Origin of the sequence: Sphingomonas montanisoli, from assembly GCF_008274695.1 — a bacterium.
Lineage (GTDB): Bacteria > Pseudomonadota > Alphaproteobacteria > Sphingomonadales > Sphingomonadaceae > Rhizorhabdus > Rhizorhabdus montanisoli.
In genome coordinates this window covers 833,604-858,551 of record NZ_VTOU01000001.1, presented here as the reverse complement: position 1 = coordinate 858,551, position 24,948 = coordinate 833,604, and the positions used below count along the sequence as shown (strand labels likewise).

Genomic DNA, 24,948 nt, shown 5'->3' with positions numbered 1-24,948 from the left:
TGGGGCGATGCCTTGCTATGCCTATCAAGGGATCGTCCCCGTCGTCGACCCGACGAGCTACGTCCACCCGCTTGCGTCGCTGATCGGCGACGTGATCGTCGGGCCGGGCTGCTTCATCGCGCCGGGCGCGTCGCTGCGCGGCGATTTCGGGCGGATCGTGGTCGAAGGCGACAGCAGCGTTCAGGATAGCTGCACGATCCACGGATCGGCCGACATCGACACGGTGATCGGGCGCGGCGCGACGATCGGCCACGGATCGATCATCCACGGCGCGACCGTGGGCGAAAATGCGCTGATCGGGATGAACGCGGTGGTGCTCGATCACGCGCATGTGGGGGCGGAGAGCCTCGTCGCCGCGCTCGCGCTGGTGAAGAACGGGATGCAGATCCCCGAGCGCAGTCTGGTGGCGGGCAATCCGGCGGCGGTGGTGCGGTCGATCGAGCCGAACAAGGTGACGTGGAAGAATGACGGCCACGGCGAATATCAGCGGCTGGCGCGCGAGGCGCTGACCGACTTCGTCGAGGCCGAGCCGCTCAAAGCGGTGGAAGCGGACAGGCCGCGCCTCAAGTCCGAGGCGGTCGGCGTGCGATTGAGCGGGCCGGTTGCGGACTATCGCGAGCGACAGATGGCCAAAAAGATCGAAGAGGGAAGGGCAAACTGATGGGTATCTGCGAGGGACGCACCGTCATCATCACGGGCGCGGCGCGCGGGCTGGGGCGCAGCTACGCGCTCGCCTTCGCGGCCGAGGGCGCGAACGTGGTCGTCAACGACATCGGGACCAGCCTTGGCGGTGAGGGCCGCGACACGTCGGCCGCCGATGCGGTGGTGGCGGAGATCATCGCCGCCGGCGGGCAGGCGATGGCCAATTATGACGACGTGACCGATTGGGACGCGACCAAGCGGATCGTCGAACAGACGGTCGAGCGGTTCGGCGGGCTGGACGTCGTCGTCAACAATGCGGGCATCGTGCGCGACCGCATGTTCGTGTCGGCGACGCCCGACGAATGGGATGCGACGATGCACGTCCACCTGCGCGGCCATTTCTGCCTGGCGCGCCACGCGGTCGATTATTGGCGCGCGCAGCAGAAGGCGGGCAATCCGGTCGACGCGCGGATCATCAACACCACCAGCGGCGCGGGCCTTCAGGGATCGATCGCGCAGGCGGCCTATTCGACCGCGAAGGGCGGCATCGCTGCGCTGACGCTGGTGCAGGCGGCCGAACTGGGCCGCTACGGCATCACCTCCAACGCGCTCGCCCCCTCGGCGCGCACGCGGATGACCACCGGCGCGTTCAGCGAGAAGATGGCCGAGGTTGCCGAGGGCTTCGACAAGCAGGATCCGGACAATATCGCGCCGACGGTGGTGTGGCTGGGCTCGCCGCAGTCGAAGCATGTCACCGGCTGCGTGTTCGAACTCGAAGGTGGGCGGATCACGCTGGAGCATGGCTGGGATCTCGGCCCGACGGTCGACCAGGATGCCAAGTGGGAGCCCGCCAATGTCGGCGCGGCCGTCGATGCGTTGCTTGGTCAGCGCAAGGCGCCGCGCGCCGTCTGGGGCAGCTGAGGCGTCATGCGCTTCGCCTTCACCGACGAACAGGCGATGATCGCCGAAACGGCCACGGATCTGTTCGTGGGCGAGGCGACGAGCGAGCGCACCCGCGCGGCGATGGCCGACGGCAGCGGGCGCGACGTGGCTTTGTGGGATAGCCTGTCGGGCACCGGCTTCGTCGGCGTGCATATGCCGGGTGATGTCGGCGGGTCCGAACTCGGCATGGTCGAGCTGGCGATCATCGCCGAGGCGGCGGGACGGCAGGTGGCGGCGGTGCCGTTGATCGCGACCCAGGCGGCGCTGAGCGCGCTCCACGCCGATGGCCGCGCCGACCTGATCGAGCGCGTGCTGGGCGGGCAGGTGGCGACTTTGGCGCTGGCGGGCGGACTCGCACCGCATGGCACGATCGCCGACCTGTTCCTGATCGAGCAGGATGGCGGGCTTGTGGTGGCCGATCGCGATGCGGTCGATGTGGTCGCGGGCACGACGATGGATCAGACCCGGCCGCTCGCGCAGGTGACGTTGACCTGGGCGCCGATCGCGACGCTCTCGGCGAAGGCGTTGGATGCCGCAAAACATACGGGCTGGATTGCGGTGGCGGCGGACGCGCTGGGCGGCGCGCAGGCGTGCCTCGATCGCACGGTGGAATACGTCAAGGAGCGCCAGCAGTTCGGGCAGACGATCGGCGGCTTTCAGGCGATCAAGCATCGGCTGGCCGACATGATGGTCGAGATCGAACAGGCGCGATCCGCGGTCTATTGGGCGGCGTGCGCGGTGGACGAGGGCGCGGAAGATGCCGAACTCGCGCTCCATTCGGCCAAGGCGTTCGCGGCCGATGCCTATGCGACCTGCGCGGGGGCGATGATCCAGCTGCACGGCGGGATCGGCTTCACCTGGGAGCATGACGCGCACCTGTTCTTCAAGCGCGCGCAGGCCGACCGGACCCTGTTCGGTTCCTCGGCGCAGCATCGCGAAGCCATTGCGCAGATCATCGGGTTGGGGGCGATCGCGGCATGAAACTAGGGTTCACCGAAGCCGAGGAGGCTTTTCGCGTCGAGGCGGCGACTTGGCTCACGGCGGCGTTGTCTGGCCCGTTCGCCGACGTGCGTGGTGTCACAAGCCTGGTCGAAATGCCCGAGCGGCGGCGCGAATGGGAAAAATATCTCGCGGCCTCGCGCTGGAGCTGCATCGGCTGGCCGGCGCAATATGGCGGGCGTGACGCGACGCTGGCGCAACAGGTGATCTTCGCCGAGGAATATGCGCGCGCGGGCGGGCCGCCCCGGCTCAATCATCTGGGCATCGAGCTGATCGGCCCGACCATCCTCGCTTATGGCAGCGACGAACAGAAGGCGCGTTTCCTGCCCGCCATCGCCAATGGCGACCATATCTGGTGCCAGGGCTATTCGGAGCCGGGCGCGGGATCGGACCTGGGCGGCGTGCGCACCAAGGCGTGGCGCGAGGGCGGCGATTGGGTGATCGAGGGCCAGAAGGTCTGGACCAGCCTCGCGCAATTCTGCGACTGGATTTTCGTTATCGCGCGCACCGATCCGGAGAGCGTGGGATCGAAGGGCCTGTCCTTCCTGCTCGTGCCGATGGATCAGGATGGCGTCACCGTCCGCAACATCGTCCAGATGACGGGCGAGTCCGAGTTCAACGAAACCTTCTTCGACGCCGCACGCACCGATGCCGCCAACATCCTCGGCGAGCCGGGGCAGGGCTGGGGCGTCGCGATGGCGTTGCTGGGGTTCGAGCGCGGGGTGTCCACGCTCGGCCAGCAGATGGGTTTTCGGAATGAACTCGACGACCTGATCGAAGCCGCGCGCGCCAACGGCTCGGCGGGCGATCCGGTGATCCGGCAGAAGATCGCGCAGGCGGAGATCGGCCTCAGGCTGATGCGCTACGGCGCGCTGCGCATGCTGACGGCCTCGGCCGATGGCGGCAGCAACCCGGCGGCCTTCACCTACAAGATCCAGTGGGCGAACTGGCGCCAGTCGCTCGGCGAACTGGCGATGGAGGTGCTGGGGCAGGCGGGCGAGATCAGCGACGCGCACGGCGAATATGCCTTTTCGCGCCTGCCGCACCTGTTTCTCTATTCGCGGGCCGACACGATTTACGGCGGCACCAACGAGATCCAGCGCAACATCATCGCCGAGCGCGCGCTCGGCCTGCCGCGCGAAGCCCGAACCCGCGCCAAATAAGGGATTTGACCTGTGAAGAACGTCCCCCCGCCTTATCCGACCCCGACCGGTCTCGTGAAGGGCAAGACCATGCTGATCACCGCCGCGGCGGGCAGCGGCATCGGCGGCGCACTGGCGCGGCGCGCGGCGGAGGAGGGGGCGATCCTGTTCCTGTCCGACACGCACGAACGCCGGCTGAACGAGACCGCCGATGCGATTGCCGAAGCCGGCGCGCCGCGCCCGCATGTGCTGACCTGCGACGTGACCAATGAGGAGCAGGTCCAGGCTTTGATAGCGACCGCTATAGAAAAGCTGGGCCACATCGACGTGCTGGTGAACAATGCTGGCCTGGGCGGCAATGCCGCGATCGTCGATATGACCGACGATCAGTGGTTCAAGGTGATCGACGTCACGCTCAACAGCGTGTTCCGCATGACCCGCGCGATCCTGCCGCACCTGTACGAACGCAAGGCGGGCGTGATCGTCAACAACGCCTCGGTCCTCGGCTGGCGCGCGCAGACGTTGCAGTCGCATTATGCGGCTGCCAAGGCGGGCGTGATGGCCTTCACCCGCTGCTCCGCGATGGAAGCCGCCGAACATGGCGTGCGGATCAACGCGGTATCGCCGAGCTTCGCGATGCACGCGGCGCTGAGCAAGGTCACGCCGCCGGGGCTGCTGGAAGAACTGGAGGCGCGTGAGGCGCTGGGCCGCTATGCCGAGCCGTGGGAGGTTGCCAACGTCATGCTGTTCCTCGCATCCGACCTGTCGTCCTACATGACCGGCGAAGTCGTCGCCGTTTCGAGCCAGCACGCATGAGCGCGCGCATCTTCGAAACGCCAGCCGCTTTGATCGGCAGCGCGGGGGAGACGCTGGGGCCGAGCGAGTGGGTGACGATCGAGCAGGATCGCATCGACCAGTTCGCACAGGCGACCGACGATCATCAGTGGATCCACGTCGATCCGGTGAAGGCCAAGGACGGGCCGTTCGGCGCGACGATCGCGCACGGCTATCTGACGATGAGCCTCGTCAACCGCTTCCTGCCCGAACTGATCGAGGTGCAGGGCGCGTCGATGGGGATCAACGTCGGTACCGACAAGCTGCGCTTCCTGACCCCGGTGAAGGTGGGGAGCCGCATCCGCGGCGTCGGCGAGATCGTGTCGGCCGAAGAGGCGAAGGGCGGCTATCAGGTCGTCGTGCGCGTGACTGTCGAGATCGACGGTGAGGCGAAGCCGGCCTGCGTGGTCGATACGATCAGCCGGTTCTTTCCGTAACCTACCGTCATCCCCGCGAAGGCGGGGACCCATCCACTGTCGTTACTCGCGAAGGGTCTGGATAGGCCCCCGCCTTCGCGGGGGTGACGATGAGAAGAAAAACATACGCAAATACTATGCGGCGCGCTGGTCCTCGACCTCGCTAAGCAACGCCGCACACGCCTAATCGGCTGCCCTCAACATGAGGGCTTTCACATGCAGGATCTGTTTTGGGTCGCGCTGTTGCTCGGGCTGGTGGGCGTCACGCTCGCTTATGCCCGGCTGTGCGACATGGCGTGAGGGGAACGCGCCATGACACTCGACCTCTGGCTCGCCGCGATCACCGCGATCGGTCTCCTCCTATATCTCGTGGCGGCGCTCGTCCGCCCCGAACGATTCTGACGGAGGTGGACCGATGACCATCACCGGATGGACGCTGATCGCCGTCTTCGTCGCGATCCTGCTGCTGCTGACCAAGCCCGTGGGAATGTGGCTGTTCGCGCTCTACGAAGGGCGTCGCACACCGCTCCACACCATATTCGGCCCCGTCGAGCGCGGCTTCTACAAATTGTCGGGGATCGACCCCGCAGAGGAGCAGAGCTGGCGCCGTTACGCGGTGCACATGCTGATCTTCAACGCCGCGCTGATGGTCTTCACTTATGCGGTGTTGCGGCTGCAGGCGATATTGCCGGTCAATCCGCAAGGGCTGGCGGCGCTCGGCGATCACCTCGCTTTCAACACCGCGATCAGCTTCACCACCAACACCAACTGGCAGAGCTATGGCGGGGAATCGACGATGTCGAACCTCAGCCAGATGCTGGGGCTGACGATCCACAACTTCCTGTCCGCGGCGACGGGCATCGCGCTGGCCTTTGCACTGTTTCGCGGTTTCGCGCGGCGCTCCGCCAAGACGATCGGCAACTTCTGGGCCGATGTGACGCGGGTGACGCTCTATCTGCTGCTGCCGCTCTGCATCATCATCACCCTTTTCTACATAGCGAGCGGCGTGCCGCAGACCTTGGCGGGCGTGGTCGACGTCTCGACGCTGGAAGGCGTCAAGCAGTCGCTGCTGCTCGGCCCGGTGGCGAGCCAGGAAGCGATCAAGATGCTCGGCACCAATGGTGGCGGCTTCTTCAACGCCAATTCGGCGCATCCGTTCGAAAATCCGAACGCGCTGACCAATTTCGTCCAGATGCTGTCGATCTTCGTGATCGGCTTCGGCCTGACGTGGACCTTCGGCAAGGCCGTGGGCAACACGCGGCAGGGGTGGGCGATCCTCAGCGCGATGCTGATCCTGTTCCTCGCGGGCGTGACCATCACCTATTGGCAGGAAGCGGCGGGCAATCCGGTGCTGCACGGTCTGGGTGTCGCGGGCGGGAATATGGAGGGCAAGGAGGTCCGCTTCGGGATCGCCGCGTCCGCTTTGTTCTCGGTCATCACCACGGCGGCCTCGTGTGGTGCGGTCAATGCGATGCATGACAGCTTCACGGCGTTGGGCGGCATGATCCCGCTGTTCAACATGCAACTGGGCGAAGTCGTGATCGGCGGCGTCGGCGCCGGCATCTACGGCTTCCTGCTGTTCGCGATCCTCGCGGTGTTCGTCGCGGGGCTGATGGTGGGCCGCACGCCCGAATATGTCGGCAAGAAGATCGAGGCGCGAGAGGTGAAGCTCGCGGTGCTGGCGATTGCGGTGCTGCCGCTGATCATCCTCGGCTTCACCGCGCTCTCGTCGGTGCTGGAACAGGGGCTGGCGGGTCCGCTCAACAAGGGGCCGCACGGCTTCTCGGAGATTCTCTACGCCTTCACCAGCGCGGTCGCGAACAACGGGTCGGCCTTTGCCGGCCTCACCGCCAACACGCCTTATTATAACGGCATGCTGGGCGTGGCGATGTGGATCGGTCGCTTCTTCATCATCGTGCCGATGCTGGCGATTGCGGGGAGCCTCGCGGCCAAGAAGCACACGCCGGAAAGCGCCGGTTCCTTCCCGACGACCGGTGGTCTGTGGGTCGGCCTGCTCGTCGGCATCGTGCTGGTGCTGGGTGGCCTCACCTTCCTGCCGAGCCTCGCGCTCGGCCCCATCGCCGATCATCTCGCGATGGTGAAGGGGCAGTTGTTCTGATGCGCGCCCTCCAAAATCCTACCCCGCCAGGGGGAGGTGGCGCCGAAGGCGACGGAGGGGGAGGTCAGCGACCAGCCGTCGGACGCGGTGCTTCCTCCCCCTCCGTCAGCTGCGCTGACACCTCCCCCTGGCGGGGGAGGATGATGATCGGTTTTCTCTTTTTCGAGGTTCCACGATGAGCCGCACCGCTACCAAATCCCTTTTCACGGCCGATCTGATCGTGCCGGCGATTGGCGACGCTTTCCGCAAGCTCGATCCACGCGAGCTTATCCGCAACCCGGTGATGTTCGCGACAGCCGTCGTGGCGATGCTGCTCACCGTCCTGCTTCTGGTCGGGAGCGACACCCTGGGCGCGGGCTTCAAGCTCCAGCTCGTCATCTGGCTGTGGCTCACCGTTCTGTTCGGCACCTTCGCCGAGGCGCTGGCCGAGGGGCGCGGCAAGGCGCAGGCGGCGTCCTTGCGCGCCACCAAGGCCGAACTGACCGCCAAGCGCCTGAAGAACGGCAAGACCGAGGATGTGCCCGCAAGCGCGCTGCGCGCCGGTGACATCGTCCTGGTCGAGACGAATGATCTGATCCCCGCTGATGGCGAGGTGGTCGAGGGTGTCGCATCGGTCAACGAAGCCGCGATCACCGGCGAAAGCGCGCCGGTGATCCGCGAGGCGGGGGGCGACCGTTCAGCGGTCACCGCCGGCACGCGGGTGATTTCGGACCAGATCAAGGTGCGCGTCACCGTCGATCCGGGGCAGGGCTTCCTCGATCGCATGATCGCGCTCGTCGAAGGCGCCGAACGGCAGAAGACCCCGAACGAGATCGCGCTGACGATCCTGCTCGTGGGTCTCACGATCATCTTCCTGATCGCGGTCGGCACGATACCGGGCTTTGCGAGCTATGCGGGGGGCAGCGTGCCTGTCGCGATCCTCGCGGCTTTGCTGATCACGCTGATCCCGACGACCATCGCGGCCCTCCTGTCGGCGATCGGCATTGCGGGGATGGACCGGCTCGTCCGTTTCAACATCCTCGCCAAATCGGGCCGCGCGGTCGAGGCGGCGGGCGATGTCGACGTGCTGCTGCTCGACAAGACCGGCACGATCACGATCGGCGACCGGCAGGCGAGCGAGTTCCGCACCGTCGGCGGCACCGCGCCCGACGATCTCGCCAATGCCGCTCTGCTCGCCAGCCTTGCCGACGAGACGCCCGAGGGCCGATCGATCGTGTTGCTGGCGCGCGAGAAGTTTCGCGTGTCGGCGGGCGGCCTGCCCGAAGGCGCGGAGATCATCGCCTTCACCGCCCAAACCCGCATCTCGGGCGTGAAGATCGGCGAGACGTTGATCCAGAAGGGTGCCGTGGATTCGGTGCTGAAGGCCAATCCCGGCCTCGGCGGCACTGCGGCGGCGACCGAATTGCGCCGCATCACTGATGAGATCGCGCGCGCGGGCGGCACCCCTCTGGCGGTCGCGCAGGACGGCAAGCTGCTCGGTGCGATCTTCCTGAAGGATGTGGTGAAGGCCGGCATCCGCGAACGCTTCGGCGAGCTGCGGGCGATGGGCATTCGCACGGTGATGATCACCGGCGACAACCCGCTTACCGCCGCCACCATCGCGGCCGAAGCGGGGGTTGACGACTTTCTCGCCCAGGCGACGCCCGAGGACAAATTGGCGCTGATCCGCAAGGAGCAGGAGGGCGGGCGTCTGGTCGCGATGTGCGGCGATGGCACCAACGATGCGCCCGCACTGGCTCAGGCCGATGTCGGCGTCGCGATGAACACGGGCACGCAGGCGGCGCGCGAGGCGGGCAACATGGTCGATCTCGACAGCGATCCGACCAAGCTGATCGAGGTCGTGGGCCTGGGCAAGCAACTGCTGATGACGCGCGGCGCGCTGACGACCTTCTCGGTCGCGAACGACGTCGCCAAATATTTCGCGATCATCCCGGCGATGTTCGTCGCGCTCTATCCGGGGCTTGGTGTGCTCAACGTGATGGGGCTGTCCAGCCCGGAAAGTGCGATCCTGAGCGCGATCATCTTCAACGCGCTGATCATCCCGCTGCTCGTCCCGCTCGCGCTCAAGGGCGTGACCTACCGGCCGATGGCCGCCGGTCCGCTGCTCGCGCGCAACCTCGCCATCTACGGGCTGGGCGGCCTCATCGCCCCGTTCGTGGGCATCAAGATCATCGACCTTGCCGTCACCGGCATCGGTCTCGCCTGAGGACTGAATCTCATGGGCAATGATATCTCGACTTCGCTGCGGCCTGCGATCGTCATGACGATCCTGTTCGCGCTCCTCCTCGGAATCCTTTATCCGTTGGCGATGACCGGCATCGGACAGGCGATCTTCCCTTCACAGGCGAATGGCAGCCTTGTCCGCGACGGCAAGGGCGCGGTGATCGGTTCGACCGTGATCGGGCAGGCTTTTACCTCCGAACATTATTTCCAGAGCCGGCCGTCCGCTGCCGGCAAGGGGTATGACGGCCTTTCCTCCTCGGGCTCCAATCTGGGCCCGACGAGCCAGGTGCTGATCGATCGGGTGAAGGGTGACGTGGCGAAGTTGCAAGCTACGACACCGGATCGCCCTGTTCCTCCCGATCTGGTGACAACCTCCGCCTCGGGACTCGATCCTGACATCAGCCCCGAGGCGGCTTTCTATCAGGTCGACCGGGTGGCGCGCCTGCGCGGCATTCCGGCGGCCAGGGTTCAGGCGCTGGTCGCAGCGCATGTCGAACGGCCGATGCTCGGCTTTCTCGGCGCGCCGCATGTGAACCTGCTTGCGCTCAACCGCGCGCTCGACAAGATCGGAGCACCTTGACCGATCGAGACCGCCCCGCCCCCGAAGCCTTCCTCCGCGCCGCTGCGCAGGAGGGCCGGGGGCGGCTCAAGATCTTTCTCGGGGCGGCACCCGGCGTAGGCAAGACCTACGAGATGCTGTCCGAAGGCGCCGCGCGGAAACGCGCCGGCGTCGACATCGTTGTCGGCGTGGTCGAGACGCATGGCCGCGTCGAGACCGAGGCGCTGACGCGCGGATTGGAAATCCTGCCCCGCCGCGCGCTCGATCATGCCAACCACGTCCTGACCGAGATGGACCTCGACGCCTTGCTCGAACGGCGCCCCGAACTCGCCCTGGTCGACGAACTGGCGCACACCAACGCGCCGGGCAGCCGGCACCCTAAACGCTATCAGGATGTCGAGGAGCTGCTGGAGGCGGGGATCGACGTCTATTCGACGATCAATATCCAGCATGTCGAAAGCCTCAACGATGTCGTCGCGTCCTTCACGCGGGTGCGGGTGCGCGAGACGGTGCCCGATCGCGTGCTGGAAGCCGCCGAGATCGAGGTGGTCGACATTCCCCCCGACGAGCTGATCGAACGGCTGAAGGACGGGAAGGTCTATCTGCCGCAGGAGGCGACGCGGGCACTGTCGCACTTCTTCTCCAAGACCAACCTGTCGGCGTTGCGTGAGCTGGCGCTGCGGCGTGCGGCGCAGGCGGTCGACGCGCAGATGCTCGATCACTTACGCGAACATGCGGTCGGCGGCACCTGGGCCGGCAGCGAGCGCATATTGGTCGCGGTGAGCGAACTGCCCTCGTCGATCGAGCTGGTCCGTGCGGCCAAGCGCCTGGCCGACGCCGCCCACGCGCCGTGGACCGCGATCCACGTTGAAACCCCGCGCACGCAGGGGCTGGGCGAGGCCGAGATGAAGCGTGTCGCCGATGCGCTCGCGATGGCGTCGAGCCTGGGCGCAGTCGTGGCGACGGTGCCCGCCGTGTCGGTGGTCGAGGGGCTGAAAAGCTACGCGGTCGATGCCCGCGCGACGCAGATCGTGGTCGGCAAGTCGCAAAGATCGCGCTGGTTCGAACTGCGCCACGGATCGGTGGTCGACCGGCTGGTGCGCGAAACGCCGGGCATCGCCGTCCACGTTCTCGCCACCGCCGCCGGGCCGGCGACGCCGACGGGTCGGCGCAAGGCGACGGGGGCGTGGGGAACGCGCGCGGGCTATGGCTGGAGCGCGCTGATGGTCGCGGGCGTCACCGCCGTCGCGTCCGGGCTGTTCCACATCCTCGACCTGGGCAATGTGGCGTTGCTCTACCTGCTGCCGGTGATGGCGGCGGCGAGCCTGTTCGGCCTGCGGACCGGCCTCTTCGCGGGGCTGGTGTCGAGTCTGGCCTACAATTTCGTCTTCCTGCCGCCGACGGGGACGCTGACCGTCAGCAATCCCGAAAACGTCATTTCGATCATCGTGCTGCTGGGGGTCGCCTTCGTCACCAGCCAGCTCACGTCGCGGGTGCGCGCGCAGGCGGATCTGGCGGCGGGCAGCGCGCGGACCAACGCCGCGCTCGCCAGCTATCTGCGCCAGTTGACCGCGCTGGCCGACGCGCATGAAGTTGCGAAGGCGGCCTGCGCGGAGATTGCCGGGCTGCTGGGGGTGAAGGTCGTGATCCTTGAGCAAGGGGCGACCGGCCTGTCGGTGATGGCCGCGAGCCTCGCCGATCCGCCGCTGGAGACGATGGAAATCGCCGCGGCGCAGTGGGTGTGGGATACGGGGCAGCCCGCCGGACGCGGCACCGGCACGCTGACCGCGTCCGACTGGCAGTTCCAGCCGCTCAGGGCGGGGGATCGCGTGCTGGCGGTGCTGGGCGTCGCGCGCGACGACGGCCGCGATCCGGTGCGATCGGATCAGCTCGCCTTGCTGGGGAGCCTGCTCGACCAGACCTCGCTGACGCTCGAACGGCTGCGGCTGGAAGTCGAGATGCGCGATGTCGATGCGGTGCGCGAGCGCGATCGACTGCGCGCGGCCTTGCTCTCCTCGGTCAGCCACGATCTGCGCACGCCGTTGACGTCGGTGCTGGCGGCGGCGGCCGAATTGCGGCGGCGGATCGACGATCCTCTGCTCGACACGATCGAAAGCGAGGCGCAGCGCCTCAACCGCTTCGTCGCGAACCTGCTCGATATGGCGCGGGTCGAGGCGGGGGCGCTACGGCTCAATCTGGAACCTGTCGACCTGACCGACGCGGTCGGCGGCGCGGTCCATGATGCACGCCGTGCGCTGGAGGGCCGGGCGATCCAGCTCGATGTGTTGCCCAGCCTGCCACTGGTCAATGTCGATCCGCAGCTGTTCCACCACTGCCTGCTCAACCTGCTCGACAATGCCGGGCGCTATGGCGATCCGGGCACGCCGATCACGATCCGCGCCGAGCGCAGCCACGATGCGCTCACCCTGTCGGTGATGGACGAAGGGCCGGGCCTGCCTGCAGGGCGCGAGAAGGAAGTGTTCGAGACGTTTCGGCGACTGGAGGGATCGGACCGGCAGGTCGGCGGCACGGGTCTCGGCCTGGCGATCGTGAAGGGCTTTGCCGAGGCGATGGGAATCGCGGTCGAGGCCGGCAATCGCGGCGATGGCCTGGTCGGCGCGCGGTTCAGCCTTCGCTTCCCCGAACGGCTGCTGGTAAAGGAGGCTGACCTATGAGCGGCCAGCGCGTCCTTGTCGTCGACGACGATCTCCACATCCGGCGGCTGCTCCACAGCACGCTGACGCGCGGCGGCTACGAGCCGATCGAGGCGACGAGTGCGAAGGAGGCGCTCGCGCTGGCGGCTGAGCACAAGCCCGATGCGGTGCTGCTCGACCTCGGCCTGCCCGATCGCGACGGGCTGGAGATCGTGCAGCTTCTCAAGAAGGCGTCGCCTGCGCCGATCCTGGTCCTGTCGGCGCGCGACTCGACCGACCAGAAGGTGGCGGCGCTCGATCTGGGCGCCGACGATTATGTCACCAAGCCCTTCGACAGCGAGGAGGTGCTGGCGCGGCTGCGCGTCTCGCTGCGCCACCGGTTGCAGGCGGAAGGCGCGATGCCGGTGGTGCGCGCGGGCGATCTGGTCATCGACCTGGCCGACCGGCGGATCATGCGCGGGGACGAGGAGATCCACCTGACGCGCAAGGAATATGAGGTGCTGCGCATCCTAGCCGCCAGCCCCGGCCGCGTCGTCACGCACCAGCGCGCGCTGGAGGCCGCCTGGCCGCGCGAATATGACCGGCGGATCGATTACCTCCGCATCGTCGTGCGCAACCTGCGCCAGAAGCTGGAGCTCGATCCGGCGCGGCCCAGCCTGATCGTCAACGAACTGGGGGTCGGATACCGGCTGATCACCGACGGCTAAAAAGCTACGAAAACTCTACGCAAACTCGCGCCCCGCCGGCTCGAAAGCCTATGGCGCCCGGCATAGATCGACCTGCGCAACGGTGGAGTGCGCGATGTCGATCAATACGAACGGGATCATCCGCGATCTGGGCATCAGGATCGGTGGTGCGGCGCTGGTGACGATCGGGGTGCTGGCGATCGGGCGGGCTGAGGCGCTCGAAGAAGTCGGCCCCCTGCATCCGGGCGTGCAGGAATATCTGATGGCGGCGATCGGCTTTCTGGCGCTCAGCACAGGGGCGATGCTGCTGATCCTGGGCATCCACATCTTCGATCGCGTGCGGATATCCAGCCGCTGGGCGTCGACGTCCGATCGCGATCCGCCGTCCGCCAATCCGGGCAGGCTGGCGTCCCGAACAGGAGGTTCGGCGCTATAATGCATTCCAGCGGCTTTCGGATGATGATATGATCGCGTCAAAAGCGATGGAGAGTCCGATGAAGGCCGAAGCCGACCGCAAGATCCTTGATTCCTATCTGGGCGCGGGCGTGAAGCGCGAGACGACCGACAGCAGCCTGTTGATCAGCAGCTCGCGCTACCTCAACAACCCCCAGATCCGCGACATCATCGCGACGTGGCTGCTGCGCAAGAATGGCCCCGATTTCCCGGTGGAGGCCGATCACACTTTGGGCCTTTCGACCGCGATGGCGCAGGTCAATCCGGCGCACGAGACAGCGGCGCTGATGGAGGAGGAGCGCAAGATCAACCCGGCGTTCGACGCCTGGTTGAAGGAAGGCTTCATCTCCACCTATACTAATGACGACTTCCACAAATATGCGCCCGGCACCGTCGGCGGCATCATTTCGAAGCAGATCAAGGAACGCGGCTTCGACATTCAGCTCGGCCTCGATCTCAACAATTTCGATCCGTCGAACGCTTATGATTATTGGCGCGTGCGCAGCCGCCAGACGCACGATTTCGAACACATAATCACCGGCGGCCAGTTCAACTCGCTGGGCGAAATTCCGGTGATTTTCGGCCGCACGGTGAACGAGGCGACGCACCTGAGCCCCGCGCTCGCATCGCGGCTCGCCGCCTACACGATGTTCGCGGGCCTGCGCATGATCTCGCGCTCGCTGCTCCACTATCCGGAGACGTGGCCGATGGCGATGCGGTTGCTCGAACAGGGCATCCGCGTGGGTCGCGAGTCGCCGCCTTTCTGGTTCTTCCGCTGGGAGGAGGTGTTCCACCTGACCCCGGCCGAGGCGCGCGTCCATTTCGGTATGCCCGAGGCGGAAGAGATCGAATGCTTCCGCGAAGCCTCGATCTTCCGCGAAGACCCGGAGATGATGGCGCTGGCGGCGGAGTAACGCGCCGCTCGCGACGGCTTGCGCAAATGCTGCATTGCGGCATTGTGGCAAGCCATGAACGAAACAGCCCCGCTTTCCCGCCGCGCCCTTCTTCAATCGGCTGTCGTGGCGTCGCTCGCCGTGCCGGCGATCGCGGGGGCGGCGGGGCGATCCTCGTTTCGCGAAAAGTTGCTGCTCGATCCGGGCGTGCGATATTTCAATGCGGCCAATATCGGCCCAGCTTTCCGCGCGGTCATCGAGGTGCAGGAGGCCGAATTGCGCGCCTTCCAAGCGAATCCGTCGCGCGAATATCGGGAGAAATATCCGGTCGCGGCCGATGCGTTGCGCGCGCGGCTGGCGAAGCGCCTGAACGTGACCGGTGCGGAGATCGCGCTGCTGCGCAACGCCAGCGAGGCGAACACGGTCGCGGTGCTGGGGCTGGACCTCAAACCCGGCGACGAGATCATCGTCACCGAACATAACCACCAGTCGACCCTCGACAGCTGGAAGCTGCGCGCGAAGCGCGAGGGGCTGGTGATCAAGGTGCTGCCGACCCCGGCCACGGCGCGCAATCCGCAAGTGGTGGCCGATGCCTTCGCCGCCGCGATCACACCGCGCACGCGCGCGATCTTCCTGTCGCACATGACCAACGTCACCGGCCTCGTCTATCCGGTCGCCACGATCGCGCAGGTCGCGCGGGCGAAGGGCGTGTGGCTGCATGTCGATGGCGCGCAGACCTTTGGCTGGATGCCGATCGACCTGATGGCTCTGGGCGTCGACAGCTACGCGACCAGCACGCACAAATGGATGATGGGGCCGCTTGAAAGTGGGATCCTCTATGTCCGGCGCGAAGGGCAGGATCGGCTGAATCCCACGATGATCAGCCACGGTTACTGGCTTAACGGCCCGCGCGACATGGAGACGGCGGAGCGATACGAGGTGCTGGGCCAGCGCGACGACCCCAAGCTGATCGCGATCGACCGCACGCTCGATCTGCTCGACGGGATGGGCGAGGCGGCGATTGAGGCGGGCGCGCGGCAGGGCGCGACGCGGATGCGCGATCTGCTGGCGAAGGCGCCGGGGGCGAAGTTCGTCGGCAGTGACCATCCGGCGTTGTCGGGGCCGGTGCTGACCTTCGCCTTTCCGGGGCAGGATGTCGGCGCGTTGCGCGCCCGGCTGTGGCGCGACGGCAAGGTCGCGACAGCGCAGGCGCTGGCGGACGGGCAGCTGCTCGTCCGTTTCTCGCCGCACCTCTACAATGATGCGGACGAGATGCAGGCGGTTGTGGATCTTCTGCGTTAACGCCGGTGATCGATCTCGCTGAGGGCGCGGTCGATGCCCTGCAGGGCGTTGGCGCGCTCGGCGTCGCTCAGACCATAAGCGGACGACAATGCGCGGCGAGCGCGGGTGAGGGAGGCGCGGACGATATCGGCCTGGTTTTCGCTGCAGGTCGCGAGCGTGCCAAAGTCGGCGGTCTTGGGCATCACCACGCCCCGCTGCGCGCAATCGCGCGCCATATCGGCCCGCGTGCGATCGAGTGAGGCGGCGACGATCTGCGGGATGTCGCGGGTCGCCTCCATAGCTTCGCGGCGTGCCTCGGCGGCCGCCCGCATCGCTTCGGCACGCGCCCTTCGCGCTTCGGCCCGTGCCTGCATTGCCTCGGCACGGGCTTGTGCGGCCTCGCGGCCGATCTCGGCGCGCTCAACGACAGGCGGGGTCGGCGGCGCAGGCGGTTCCAGTGGGCTGGGGGCGCTGGGCGCGATCGGCACGGAGCGGATCGGCGGGAGCGGAGGTGTCGGGGCTGCGGCGGCGATGGCGGCGGCGCCGACGGCCAGATCGAGGGCAAGGATTGCGACGCCGAGGGTGCGGATTTTCATTGGGGTTCTCCTGTTCTGGCGAATCCGATGACCCGCGTGGCCGCCGCCACGCCATCGGCGTTCGACAAACTGTCGGCGGGAAAAGACGAACGCGCATCGGTTGACAGGGCAGGGCGGCTTTCCGATCCTGTTTCGCAAAGACAGTGAGAGGGATGTGATGTCGGATCAGAGGAAGCTGCGCGCCGTGGTGATCGGCGCGGGAATGTCGGGCATCCTGGCGGCGATCCGCCTGCGGCAAGAGGGTATCGACGACGTCACAGTCTATGAAAAGGCCGATCGCGTCGGCGGCACGTGGCGCGAGAATACCTATCCGGGCCTCACCTGCGATGTGCAATCGCACGCTTATACCTATTCGTTCGAACTCAACCCCGACTGGTCGAGCCAATATCCCGATGGCGCCGAAATCTACGGCTATTTCGAGCGGACGGCGCAGAAATATGGCGTGATGGAGATGATCCGCTTCGGCGAGGAGATCGCCACGCTCGCCTTCGTCGATGGCCGTTGGGAGATCGAGACGAAGAAGGGGACGAAGGACACAGCCGACGTCGTGATCGCGGCGACCGGCGTGCTGCATCATCCGTCGACCCCCGACATTCCGGGTCTTTCGAGCTTCGAGGGCGCGTCGTTCCACAGCGCGCGCTGGGATCACTCGGTGCCGCTCGACGGTGCGCGTGTCGGCGTGATCGGGACGGGATCTACCGGCGTGCAGATCGTCGCCGCACTGGCCGATCGATCGGCGGTGGTGAAGCAGTTCCAGCGGACCGCGCAATGGGTGCGCAAGGGCGCCAACGATCCCTACACCGAGGAACAGCGCGCGGCCTTCCGCAAGGACCCCAGCCTGATCCTCGCGATCCGCAACAGCCCGGAGTCCGAAGCGAATGTCCGCCTTTGGTCGCAAGCGATCAGCGATGCATCCTCGCCCGAGATGCACATGATGGAAGGTTATATCGCCCAGAATCTCGAGCAGAACGTCGTCGACCCGGCGCTGCGCGAGAAGCTGCGGCCGAATTATCGTGCGGGCTGCAAGCGGATCGTGATCTCGCCCAATTATTACGAGCAGGTGCAGAAGCCGACGGTCGAGATTGTGACCGACGCGATCGACCGGGTCGAGCCGAAGGGCGTGCGCACCGCTGACGGCACGCTCCACGAACTCGACGTGCTGGTGCTCGCGACCGGATTCCACGCCGACATGTTCCTGCGACCGATGCATGTCACCGGTCGCGGCGGGGTCGATCTGGAGGAGAAGTGGGCGGAGCGGCCAATCGCCTATATGGGCCTGTCGATCCCCGATTTCCCGAATCTGTTCCTGCTCAACGGCCCGACCGCGCCGGTCGGCAACTTCTCACTGATCGACGTCGCCGAACGGCAGATGGACTATCTGATGGGGCTGATCGACATGCTGCGCACCGGCAAGGCGCGCGAGATCAGCGCGGGCGGCAAGGCGATGGAGGATTACGAAAGCACCCGCGCCGAGGCCGCGAGCAAGACCATCTTCGCGAGCGGCTGCCGAAGCTGGTATCTTGGTGCCGACGGCGCCCCCTCGATCTGGCCGTGGACCTATGATCGCTTCATCGAAGAGATGCAGGCGCCCAAGCTCGACGCGTTCGACGTGGTGGAGGGGTAGTTCCGGCTCATCCTCCCCCTGGCGGGGGCGGATAACATAAAACCGAACCGATCGGTTCGATTTTGTTGACGCGGCATCCCGGCCATGATCTAACTCTCCCCAGATAAAAGAGGCGGAGGCGAGGATGCGATTCGGGATCTGCTACAACGTCGACTATCATCCCGACGTTCACGGGACGGCGGAGCAATATACGGCCGAGTTGCTGGAGCAGGTCGATCTGCTCGAAGAGCTCGGTTACGACAGCGTCTGGTTTTCCGAGCATCATTGCGGCGCCTATTCGTTCGGCAATCCCGCGATCATGGCGACGGCGGCGGCGGCGCGGACCAAGCGGATCCGCGTGGGCACTGGCGTCTCGCTCGTCCCGCTCCACAATCCGGTGATGCTGGCGGAGCAATATGCGCTGCTCGACGTGCTGAGCGGCGGGCGGCTCGAATATGGTATCGGGCGCGGTTATCTGATGCAGGAATATGACTGGTTCGACGTGCCGGTCGCCGAAAGCCACACGCGCTATCGCGAGGCGATGGATTTCATCCTGCAGGCCTGGCAGTCGCAGGGGCCGATCGACTTCAACGGACAGCATTTCCAGATCGAGAATTACAACTGCTTTCCCAAGCCGGTGCAGAAGCCGTTTCCGGCGGTCTATGCCTCGGGTTCGACGACGCCGGACTCCTATGTCTGGGCGGGGCAGAAGGGGCTCAACCTCGGCACGGCCCTGTTCATGCCCGATCGCGACGCGATCCGCCGCAATATCGGGCTGTGGCGGCAGAACCTCGTCGATCACGGCCACGATCCGTCGACGCGCGAACTGTGCGCGATCACGCAGATGTATTGCGACGAGGATGGCGATCAGGCGGTGGCGGACGGCGCCGAATATGCGCTGAACTACTACAAATTCTTCGCGCAGCTCGACAAGCAGGCCAAGACGTCGACCGTGCCCGATTTCTACCAGAATGCCGATGTCAGCGCGATGACCGCGATGAACGATGCGGACCTCGTCTTCTTCGGCGATCCCGACAATCTGACGCGGCGGCTGCGCGCGGTGGGCGACGATCTGGGGATCGACCTGCTGCTGATGGAGGTCGCGCAGGGGCGGGCGCCGGTGAAGAAGGTGCGTAAGGCGTTGGAAATTTTCGGCAAGCAGGTGATGCCGCGTCTGCGCGAGCGGACGGCGGAACTGGCGACGGCATAAAAGGGAGAGGAAGCCCATGAAACTCGGCCTGTTCGCGCAGCCCGCGCATCCGCCGGAGCGCACGCCCTACGAATGCCAGGAATGGGATCTGCAGGTCCTGCGCTGGCTCGACGAACTGGGCTATGAGGAAGCCTGGCTGGGCGAGCACCACACGCTCCCCTGGGAACCGAACCCCGCGCCCGACATCCTGGTCGCACAGGCGTTGCGCGAAACGAGCCGGATCAGGCTGGGCACGGGCGGCGTATGCCTGCCCTACCATAACCCCGCGGTGGTCGCGAACCGGATCGCGTGGCTCGACCATCTGGCGCAGGGGCGGTTCAACTTCGGCATCGCGGCGGGATCGGTCCCGTCCGACTGGGCGCTGCTCGGTCTGGACGGCGAGAAAGTGCGCGATATGACGCGCGAGAGCCTGGAGATCATCCTCAAGATCTGGGGCGCCGAGGAGCCGTTCGACTATAAGGGCAAATATTGGAACTGCCGTTACGACGAGCCCGAAATGCCGCTGAAGGGCGCGCATATAAAGCCGTTCCAGAAGCCCTATCCGCCCATCGGCATTTCCGGGCTGACCGCCAAGTCGGAGACGCTCAAGATGGCGGGCCGGCAGGGCTTCATCCCGATGAGCCTCAACATCAGCGTCGGCTTCCTCAAGACCCATTGGGAAGCCTATGCGGAGGGCGCGGCGCTCGCCGGTCGCACGCCCAAGCGCGAGGATTGGCGGGTGTGCCGCGAGGTTGTGGTGGCGGAAACGGACGAGGCAGCGATGAAGCTCGCGACCGAAGGCAATCTCGGCCGGTTCGCCAAGGATTATGTCCTCAACGTCGCGAGCCGCTTCGGCTTGCTTCAGTGGTACAAGCATCACCCCGACGTGCCCGACAGCGATATGACGGTCGATTACATGGCCAAGCATGTCTGGATCGTCGGTTCGCCCAATACCGTGCGCGAGAAGCTCGAGGAGTTTCAGGAGCAGTCGGGCGGATTCGGCACCCTGCTGGTGTTCGGCTGCGACTATGCCGACAAGGCGTCGGGCTGGCATGAAAGCCTGCGCGCGCTGGCCGAGGAGGTTGCGCCCAAGGTGAAGGGCGGCGGCGCGCTGGAAGTCGCTTAAAGGCGCTGTTGGCCGGGCGGGAGGGCCGGGCGACAAGCCTCGGCGATGCTCGACTGCCTTCTGCTCGGCGGCAGTATGGGGCTCGACGCCAATCTGGCGCGGGCGCGCATGGCGAATAGTCGTTTCGATTAGAAGCCGGTGAATTGTGACAGCCGTGGTCGCCGAACCGCAACGGAGGCGTCACGGCTGGAGCCTAACCCATAGGTCAACATTGATCTAAGGGGATTTTCCAATGCGACCCGCACTGCTCGGGCTGGCGACCGCCGGCCTTGCCTCGCTTTCCGCGCCCGCTTTCGCCCAGTTGGCGCCCGTTGCCGAGGCGACCGGGGAAGCCGGCGACATCATCGTTACCGCGCAGCTGCGTGAACAGAACAGCATCGACGTTCCGGTCGCGGTCAGCGCGGTCACGGGCAACGAGCTCGATCGCTTCGGCCTGTCCGAATTCGAAGAAGTCGGCCGCTTCATCCCTGGCTTCGACGTGCAGAACCAGTCTCCGAACAATCCCGGCTTCGTGATCCGCGGCATCACGTCGGACAGCGGCACCGCGTATAACGAGCCGCGCGTCTCGGTCTTTCAGGACGGTGTCTCGATCTCCAAGTCGCGCGGCTCCTATGTCGAATTGTTCGACATGGAGCGGGTCGAGGTGGCCAAGGGGCCGCAATCGACGCTGTACGGGCGCGGCGCGCTGATCGGTGCGGTCAACCTGATCCAGAACAAGGCCGATCCGAAGAGCTTCGCGGCCTATGCCAGCGGCTCCTACGGCAATTACAACGCCTGGACCGCCGAGGGCATGGCGAACGCGCCGCTGGGTGAGGGCGTCGCGCTGCGCGTCTCGGGGCGGATCCGCAAGGCGGACGGCTATGTGAAGAACCTGCTCGACCGCGACCGCGACTTCAATTCGGACGACACCAAGGCGATCCGCGGCGCCTTCCATGCCGAAACCGGCGGGCTGACCTTCGACGTGATCGGCAATTATCAGAAGGACGAGCCGACCGGCACGTCGTTCAAGTCGATCGCCTATCGCCCGACCGATCCCGCCACCGGCGTTGTGATCGGCACGGCGGGGCGCAACAGCGGTGCGGCGCTGGCCCCGGGCGCGGGCTTCGAAGGCGGCAAGCCGCTGGGCCTCGATCGCGAAGTCTGGGGCGTGACGGGTATCGCGAACCTTGCGCTGGGCAACGGTTTCACCTTGACCTCGATCAGCGCCTATCGCCGCTTCGACGCGCTCGAGATTTTCGACGCCGACGGCATCTCGCTGCCGGTGCTGACCGCCGCCGAAGATGCGCGCGGACGCCAGACGAGCCAGGAACTGCGCCTGCGCTATGACGACGATCGCCTCTCGGCCTTCGTCGGCGCGAGCTACTTCCACGAAAAGGGGTCGCAGCGCGGACCGGCACAGTTTGACGAGCGGATGGTGCTCGGGCGCTTCGCGAGTGCGCTCAACGGCGGCGGCGCGATCCCGGGCCGCGCCGCGACCGATCCGACGCCAGCCGCCTTGTTCGGCAGCACCGCCTTCACCTCGCAGCTTCTGCGCGGCGTCGCCGGCGCTTCGGGCGTCGCCCTGTCGGCGGCGCAGGCGACCGCGATCGCCGCGAACCTCAAGTCCAACCATCTCGAAACCAGCACAAATTTCGCGCGTACCAAGGCGTTCGACATCTTCGGCGATGCGACATTCAAGGTCAGCGACCAGTTCGAGATCGGCGCCGGCCTGCGCTGGACGCGCGACGACAAGGATAGCAGCTTCACCTCGGCGGTGCTCAACGGGCGCTCGATCCTCGGCACGCTCATCGCGGCGCTCGGCCAGCCGGCGGCGCAGCGCACCGCGCTGCTCGGTGCGCTGGCGGTGCCTGGCGCGGCGACGATCCCGCCTTCGGTGGCCTATCCGGTCCCGCTGATCGGCCTCGGTCTGCAGCCGACTGCGGGCAATGGCGGCACGGACAGCGCCAGCCTGAAGGATGATGGCCTGAGCTGGCGCCTGACCGCGCGGTACAGCCCCACCGACGATGCGAGCATCTATGCCAATTATGCGCGTGGCCGGCGTCCGCGCGTGCTGGCGGCCTCGTCGCCATCGGCGCCGTTCGGCCCGACCCGCTTCGGGCGCCTGCCGAACGAGACGGTCGACAGCTACGAAGTCGGCGCGAAGGGCGCATTCATGGATCGCAAGCTGATCCTCGACGGCTCGGTGTTCTATTACAAGTACAAGAACTTCCAGACGACGGTGCAGCAGGGCACCCAGATCATCACCACCAATGCCGGCCGTGCCCAGACCTACGGCTTCGAAGGCGACATGCGCTATGTGCCCAACGATACCGTCGCGCTGATCGCGACCTATGCCTACAACCACAGCCGCCTGAAGACCGGGGTACGCGACGGCAACCGCCTGCGCCTGTCCCCCGATCATTCGGCCTCGATCGGCGCGATCGTCGGCGTGCCCGTCGGCCCCGGCCGCGTGACCTTCACCCCCAGCCTGACCTGGCAGTCGAAGGTGTTCTTCGACGACGATAACGATCTGCCGGCGCTTCAGCAGGTCGCGACCGGCGCGCTCGTCGCCGACAATATCCAGGATGAGCAGCAGAAGGGCTATGCGCTCGCCAATGCGCGGATCGGCTACGAACTCGACAACGGCCTGCAGATCGAGGCCTATGTCGATAACCTCTTCGACAAGAAATATATCAAGGACGCCGGCAATACTGGCGACTCGCTGGGCCTGCCGACCTTCATCGCGGGCGAGCCGCGCTTCTATGGTGTCCGTGTCGCCTATCGCTTCGGCGGCGCGAAATGATCCGCGTCGATCGCCGCTCCGCGCTCGGCCTGCTTGGCGCAGGCGCAGCCCTTCCGATCGGGGAGGCGCGCGCGGCCTCCCCGGCGAAAGTGTCCTTCGATCATGGCGTGGCGAGCGGCGATCCGACGCCGGCCTCCGCGATCCTGTGGACCCGCGCCACCCCCGCCGACCCGGCGCACAACGCGCCCGTCACCCTCAAATGGACGGTCGCCGAGCGCGCCGACGGACCCGCGATCCGATCGGGCACGGTCGAGGCACGGCCCGCGCGCGACTTCACCGCGAAGGTCGATGCCAAGGGTCTGACTGCGGGCGCCGAATACCACTACTGGTTCGAGGCGGCGGACGGCACGCGTTCGCCCATCGGCCGCTTCCGCACGCTGCCGCAGGGCAAGATCGCCGACACGGTCCTCGCGGTCGTCACCTGCCAGCTTTATCCGGGCGGGCTGTTCAACGCTTATGACGCGGTCAGCAAGCTCGATCGGGTCGATGCGATCGTCCACCTCGGCGACTATATCTACGAATATGGGCCGGATGGTTATGGCGGCGGCACCGGCAAGAAGCTCGGCCGCAACCACGAGCCGCCGCACGAGATCGTGACCCTCGCCGATTACCGGACCCGCCACGCCCAATATAAGGGCGACCGCGACCTGCAGGCCGCGCATGCCCGCGCCGCCTTCATCTGCGTGTGGGACGATCACGAAATCGCCAATGACGGCTGGACCGGCGGCGCCGAAAACCACCAGCGCGAAACCGAGGGTGAGTGGAAGAAGCGCAAAGCCGCCGCACTCCAGGCCTATTTCGAATGGATGCCGATCCGCGATGCGGCTCCCGGCAAGCCGTGGGATGCGATCAATCGCAGCTTCCAGTTCGGCGACGTCGCGACCCTGTTGATGGTCGAGACCCGGCTGCTCGCGCGTTCACGGCAGGTCGATGCCGATGATCGTGCGCCCAACGCCGAAACCTTCGCTGCACGCCTTGCCGAGCTCAAGCGGCCCGAACGGGAGATGCTGGGCGCACCCCAACAGACGTGGATTGCCGATACGCTGACCGCGTCGGTCAAGGCAGGCACGCCGTGGCAGGTGATCGGCAACCAGGTGGTGATGGGCCGCGTCAACGGGCCGAAGCTGCCGGCGGCACAGGCGGGGCCGCTGCTCGGCACGCTGCCTGACTATGTTCGCAAACAGGTCGAGGTTTCGATGGCGAGCTTCGCGGCGGGCCTGCCGTTCAACCTCGATGCCTGGGACGGCTATCCCGCCGCGCGCGAACGGCTCTATGCCTCCTTCCGCAAGGCGCAGAGCCGGCCGATCGTGCTGTCGGGCGACAGCCACGCCTTTTGGGTGAACGACCTCCACGACGCCGAAGGGCGGCTGGTCGCGGCTGAGTTCGGCACCTCGTCGATCACCAGCCCGTCGCAAGGGGACATGCTGCCGCAGCTTCCGCTGGGCCAGATGCTGATGCAGTCGAGCCCCGAAGTCGCCTTCTGCGATCAGAAAGCCAAGGGCTATATCGTCCTGACGCTGACCCACGATCGCGCCTCGGCCGACTATGTCGCCGTCTCGACGATCATGGCGAAGCCTTACAGCGCCAGATCGATCGGAATCTTCGAGGTGGCGGCGGCGGCGCGCGAAAGGATTGCACGACGGGTCTGAGGCCGGGAATTGTCGCATGGAATGTGGCGGAGAGGGTGGGATTCGAACCCACGTTACGGTTGCCCGTAAACCGCATTTCGAGTGCGGCGCATTCGACCACTCTGCCACCTCTCCGCAGAGGTCATCACCGGGCCCCTGGCGGGCCCGTCCGGTCGATGGA

21 protein-coding genes and 1 tRNA gene are annotated in these 24,948 nt (G+C 66.3%); 20 read left to right on the top strand and 2 right to left on the bottom strand.

Features of this window, described 5'->3' with window-relative positions; translation table 11 throughout:
• The first annotated feature begins 7 nt into the window (after nucleotides 1-7).
• From FYJ91_RS04360 to FYJ91_RS04290, 15 genes are all read left to right on the top strand, one after another.
• Nucleotides 8-661 carry a gamma carbonic anhydrase family protein gene (locus tag FYJ91_RS04360; RefSeq protein WP_149521023.1) on the top strand — a complete coding sequence of 218 codons (654 nt, stop codon included), beginning with the start codon at nucleotides 8-10 and terminating at the stop codon, nucleotides 659-661.
• Nucleotides 661-1,563 (top strand): SDR family oxidoreductase, encoded by a 903-nt coding sequence (locus FYJ91_RS04355; RefSeq protein WP_181008336.1) that lies wholly within the window; start codon nucleotides 661-663, stop codon nucleotides 1,561-1,563. The genes FYJ91_RS04360 and FYJ91_RS04355 overlap by 1 nt, the downstream gene beginning before the upstream one ends.
• 6 nt (nucleotides 1,564-1,569) lie before the next feature.
• Nucleotides 1,570-2,565: an acyl-CoA dehydrogenase family protein gene (locus FYJ91_RS04350; protein ID WP_149521021.1), complete on the top strand. Its 996-nt coding sequence runs from the start codon at nucleotides 1,570-1,572 to the stop codon at nucleotides 2,563-2,565.
• Nucleotides 2,562-3,746 carry an acyl-CoA dehydrogenase family protein gene (locus FYJ91_RS04345; protein WP_149521020.1) on the top strand — a complete coding sequence of 395 codons (1,185 nt, stop codon included), beginning with the start codon at nucleotides 2,562-2,564 and terminating at the stop codon, nucleotides 3,744-3,746. The genes FYJ91_RS04350 and FYJ91_RS04345 overlap by 4 nt, the downstream gene beginning before the upstream one ends.
• Before the next feature lie 12 nt (nucleotides 3,747-3,758).
• Nucleotides 3,759-4,541, top strand: a complete 783-nt coding sequence (locus FYJ91_RS04340; protein WP_149521019.1) for an SDR family oxidoreductase — start codon at nucleotides 3,759-3,761, stop codon at nucleotides 4,539-4,541.
• Nucleotides 4,538-4,996, top strand: coding sequence for a MaoC family dehydratase (locus FYJ91_RS04335; RefSeq protein WP_149521018.1), 459 nt, complete (start codon nucleotides 4,538-4,540; stop codon nucleotides 4,994-4,996). Before FYJ91_RS04340 ends, FYJ91_RS04335 begins: the two co-directional genes overlap by 4 nt.
• 291 nt (nucleotides 4,997-5,287) lie before the next feature.
• Nucleotides 5,288-5,377, top strand: coding sequence for a K(+)-transporting ATPase subunit F (gene kdpF / locus FYJ91_RS04330; RefSeq protein WP_149521017.1), 90 nt, complete (start codon nucleotides 5,288-5,290; stop codon nucleotides 5,375-5,377).
• Between the two features lie 13 nt (nucleotides 5,378-5,390).
• Nucleotides 5,391-7,094, top strand: coding sequence for a potassium-transporting ATPase subunit KdpA (gene kdpA, locus FYJ91_RS04325; protein ID WP_149521016.1), 1,704 nt, complete (start codon nucleotides 5,391-5,393; stop codon nucleotides 7,092-7,094).
• Nucleotides 7,095-7,269: 175 nt separating this feature from the next.
• Nucleotides 7,270-9,300 (top strand): potassium-transporting ATPase subunit KdpB, encoded by a 2,031-nt coding sequence (gene kdpB, locus FYJ91_RS04320; protein WP_149521015.1) that lies wholly within the window; start codon nucleotides 7,270-7,272, stop codon nucleotides 9,298-9,300.
• Nucleotides 9,301-9,312: 12 nt separating this feature from the next.
• Nucleotides 9,313-9,897 carry a potassium-transporting ATPase subunit KdpC gene (gene kdpC, locus FYJ91_RS04315; protein ID WP_149521014.1) on the top strand — a complete coding sequence of 195 codons (585 nt, stop codon included), beginning with the start codon at nucleotides 9,313-9,315 and terminating at the stop codon, nucleotides 9,895-9,897.
• Nucleotides 9,894-12,551 carry a sensor histidine kinase gene (locus tag FYJ91_RS04310; protein ID WP_149521013.1) on the top strand — a complete coding sequence of 886 codons (2,658 nt, stop codon included), beginning with the start codon at nucleotides 9,894-9,896 and terminating at the stop codon, nucleotides 12,549-12,551. Before kdpC ends, FYJ91_RS04310 begins: the two co-directional genes overlap by 4 nt.
• Nucleotides 12,548-13,237: a response regulator gene (locus FYJ91_RS04305; protein ID WP_149521012.1), complete on the top strand. Its 690-nt coding sequence runs from the start codon at nucleotides 12,548-12,550 to the stop codon at nucleotides 13,235-13,237. Before FYJ91_RS04310 ends, FYJ91_RS04305 begins: the two co-directional genes overlap by 4 nt.
• Before the next feature lie 94 nt (nucleotides 13,238-13,331).
• Nucleotides 13,332-13,652 (top strand): hypothetical protein, encoded by a 321-nt coding sequence (locus tag FYJ91_RS04300; RefSeq protein WP_149521011.1) that lies wholly within the window; start codon nucleotides 13,332-13,334, stop codon nucleotides 13,650-13,652.
• A gap of 58 nt (nucleotides 13,653-13,710) precedes the next feature.
• Nucleotides 13,711-14,583: a Coq4 family protein gene (locus FYJ91_RS04295; RefSeq protein WP_181008335.1), complete on the top strand. Its 873-nt coding sequence runs from the start codon at nucleotides 13,711-13,713 to the stop codon at nucleotides 14,581-14,583.
• Between the two features lie 54 nt (nucleotides 14,584-14,637).
• Entirely contained in the window at nucleotides 14,638-15,864 is a 1,227-nt protein-coding gene (locus FYJ91_RS04290) for an aminotransferase class V-fold PLP-dependent enzyme (RefSeq protein ID WP_149521009.1), read from the top strand.
• On the opposite strand, the gene FYJ91_RS04285 is transcribed toward FYJ91_RS04290, so the two are convergent.
• The gene (locus tag FYJ91_RS04285; protein ID WP_149521008.1) at nucleotides 15,861-16,439 is read right to left on the bottom strand and encodes a hypothetical protein; all 579 of its coding nucleotides are present in this window, start codon (nucleotides 16,437-16,439) and stop codon (nucleotides 15,861-15,863) included. The two genes, FYJ91_RS04290 and FYJ91_RS04285, sit on opposite strands and share 4 nt — an antisense overlap.
• 157 nt (nucleotides 16,440-16,596) lie before the next feature.
• On the opposite strand from FYJ91_RS04285, the gene FYJ91_RS04280 reads away from it, so the two are divergent.
• From FYJ91_RS04280 to FYJ91_RS04260, 5 genes are all read left to right on the top strand, one after another.
• Nucleotides 16,597-18,063 (top strand): flavin-containing monooxygenase, encoded by a 1,467-nt coding sequence (locus FYJ91_RS04280; protein WP_149521007.1) that lies wholly within the window; start codon nucleotides 16,597-16,599, stop codon nucleotides 18,061-18,063.
• A gap of 124 nt (nucleotides 18,064-18,187) precedes the next feature.
• Nucleotides 18,188-19,252: an LLM class flavin-dependent oxidoreductase gene (locus FYJ91_RS04275; protein WP_149521006.1), complete on the top strand. Its 1,065-nt coding sequence runs from the start codon at nucleotides 18,188-18,190 to the stop codon at nucleotides 19,250-19,252.
• A 16-nt stretch (nucleotides 19,253-19,268) separates the two neighbouring features.
• Nucleotides 19,269-20,357 (top strand): LLM class flavin-dependent oxidoreductase, encoded by a 1,089-nt coding sequence (locus FYJ91_RS04270; protein ID WP_149521005.1) that lies wholly within the window; start codon nucleotides 19,269-19,271, stop codon nucleotides 20,355-20,357.
• 232 nt (nucleotides 20,358-20,589) lie between these two features.
• Nucleotides 20,590-23,139 (top strand): TonB-dependent receptor, encoded by a 2,550-nt coding sequence (locus FYJ91_RS04265; RefSeq protein WP_149521004.1) that lies wholly within the window; start codon nucleotides 20,590-20,592, stop codon nucleotides 23,137-23,139.
• Complete coding sequence (locus FYJ91_RS04260) at nucleotides 23,136-24,788, top strand: alkaline phosphatase D family protein (protein ID WP_246152417.1); 1,653 nt, start codon at nucleotides 23,136-23,138, stop codon at nucleotides 24,786-24,788. Before FYJ91_RS04265 ends, FYJ91_RS04260 begins: the two co-directional genes overlap by 4 nt.
• A 24-nt stretch (nucleotides 24,789-24,812) precedes the next feature.
• Here FYJ91_RS04260 and FYJ91_RS04255 read toward each other — a convergent pair.
• Nucleotides 24,813-24,902 (bottom strand) — tRNA-Ser (locus tag FYJ91_RS04255).
• Nucleotides 24,903-24,948 lie beyond the last annotated feature (46 nt).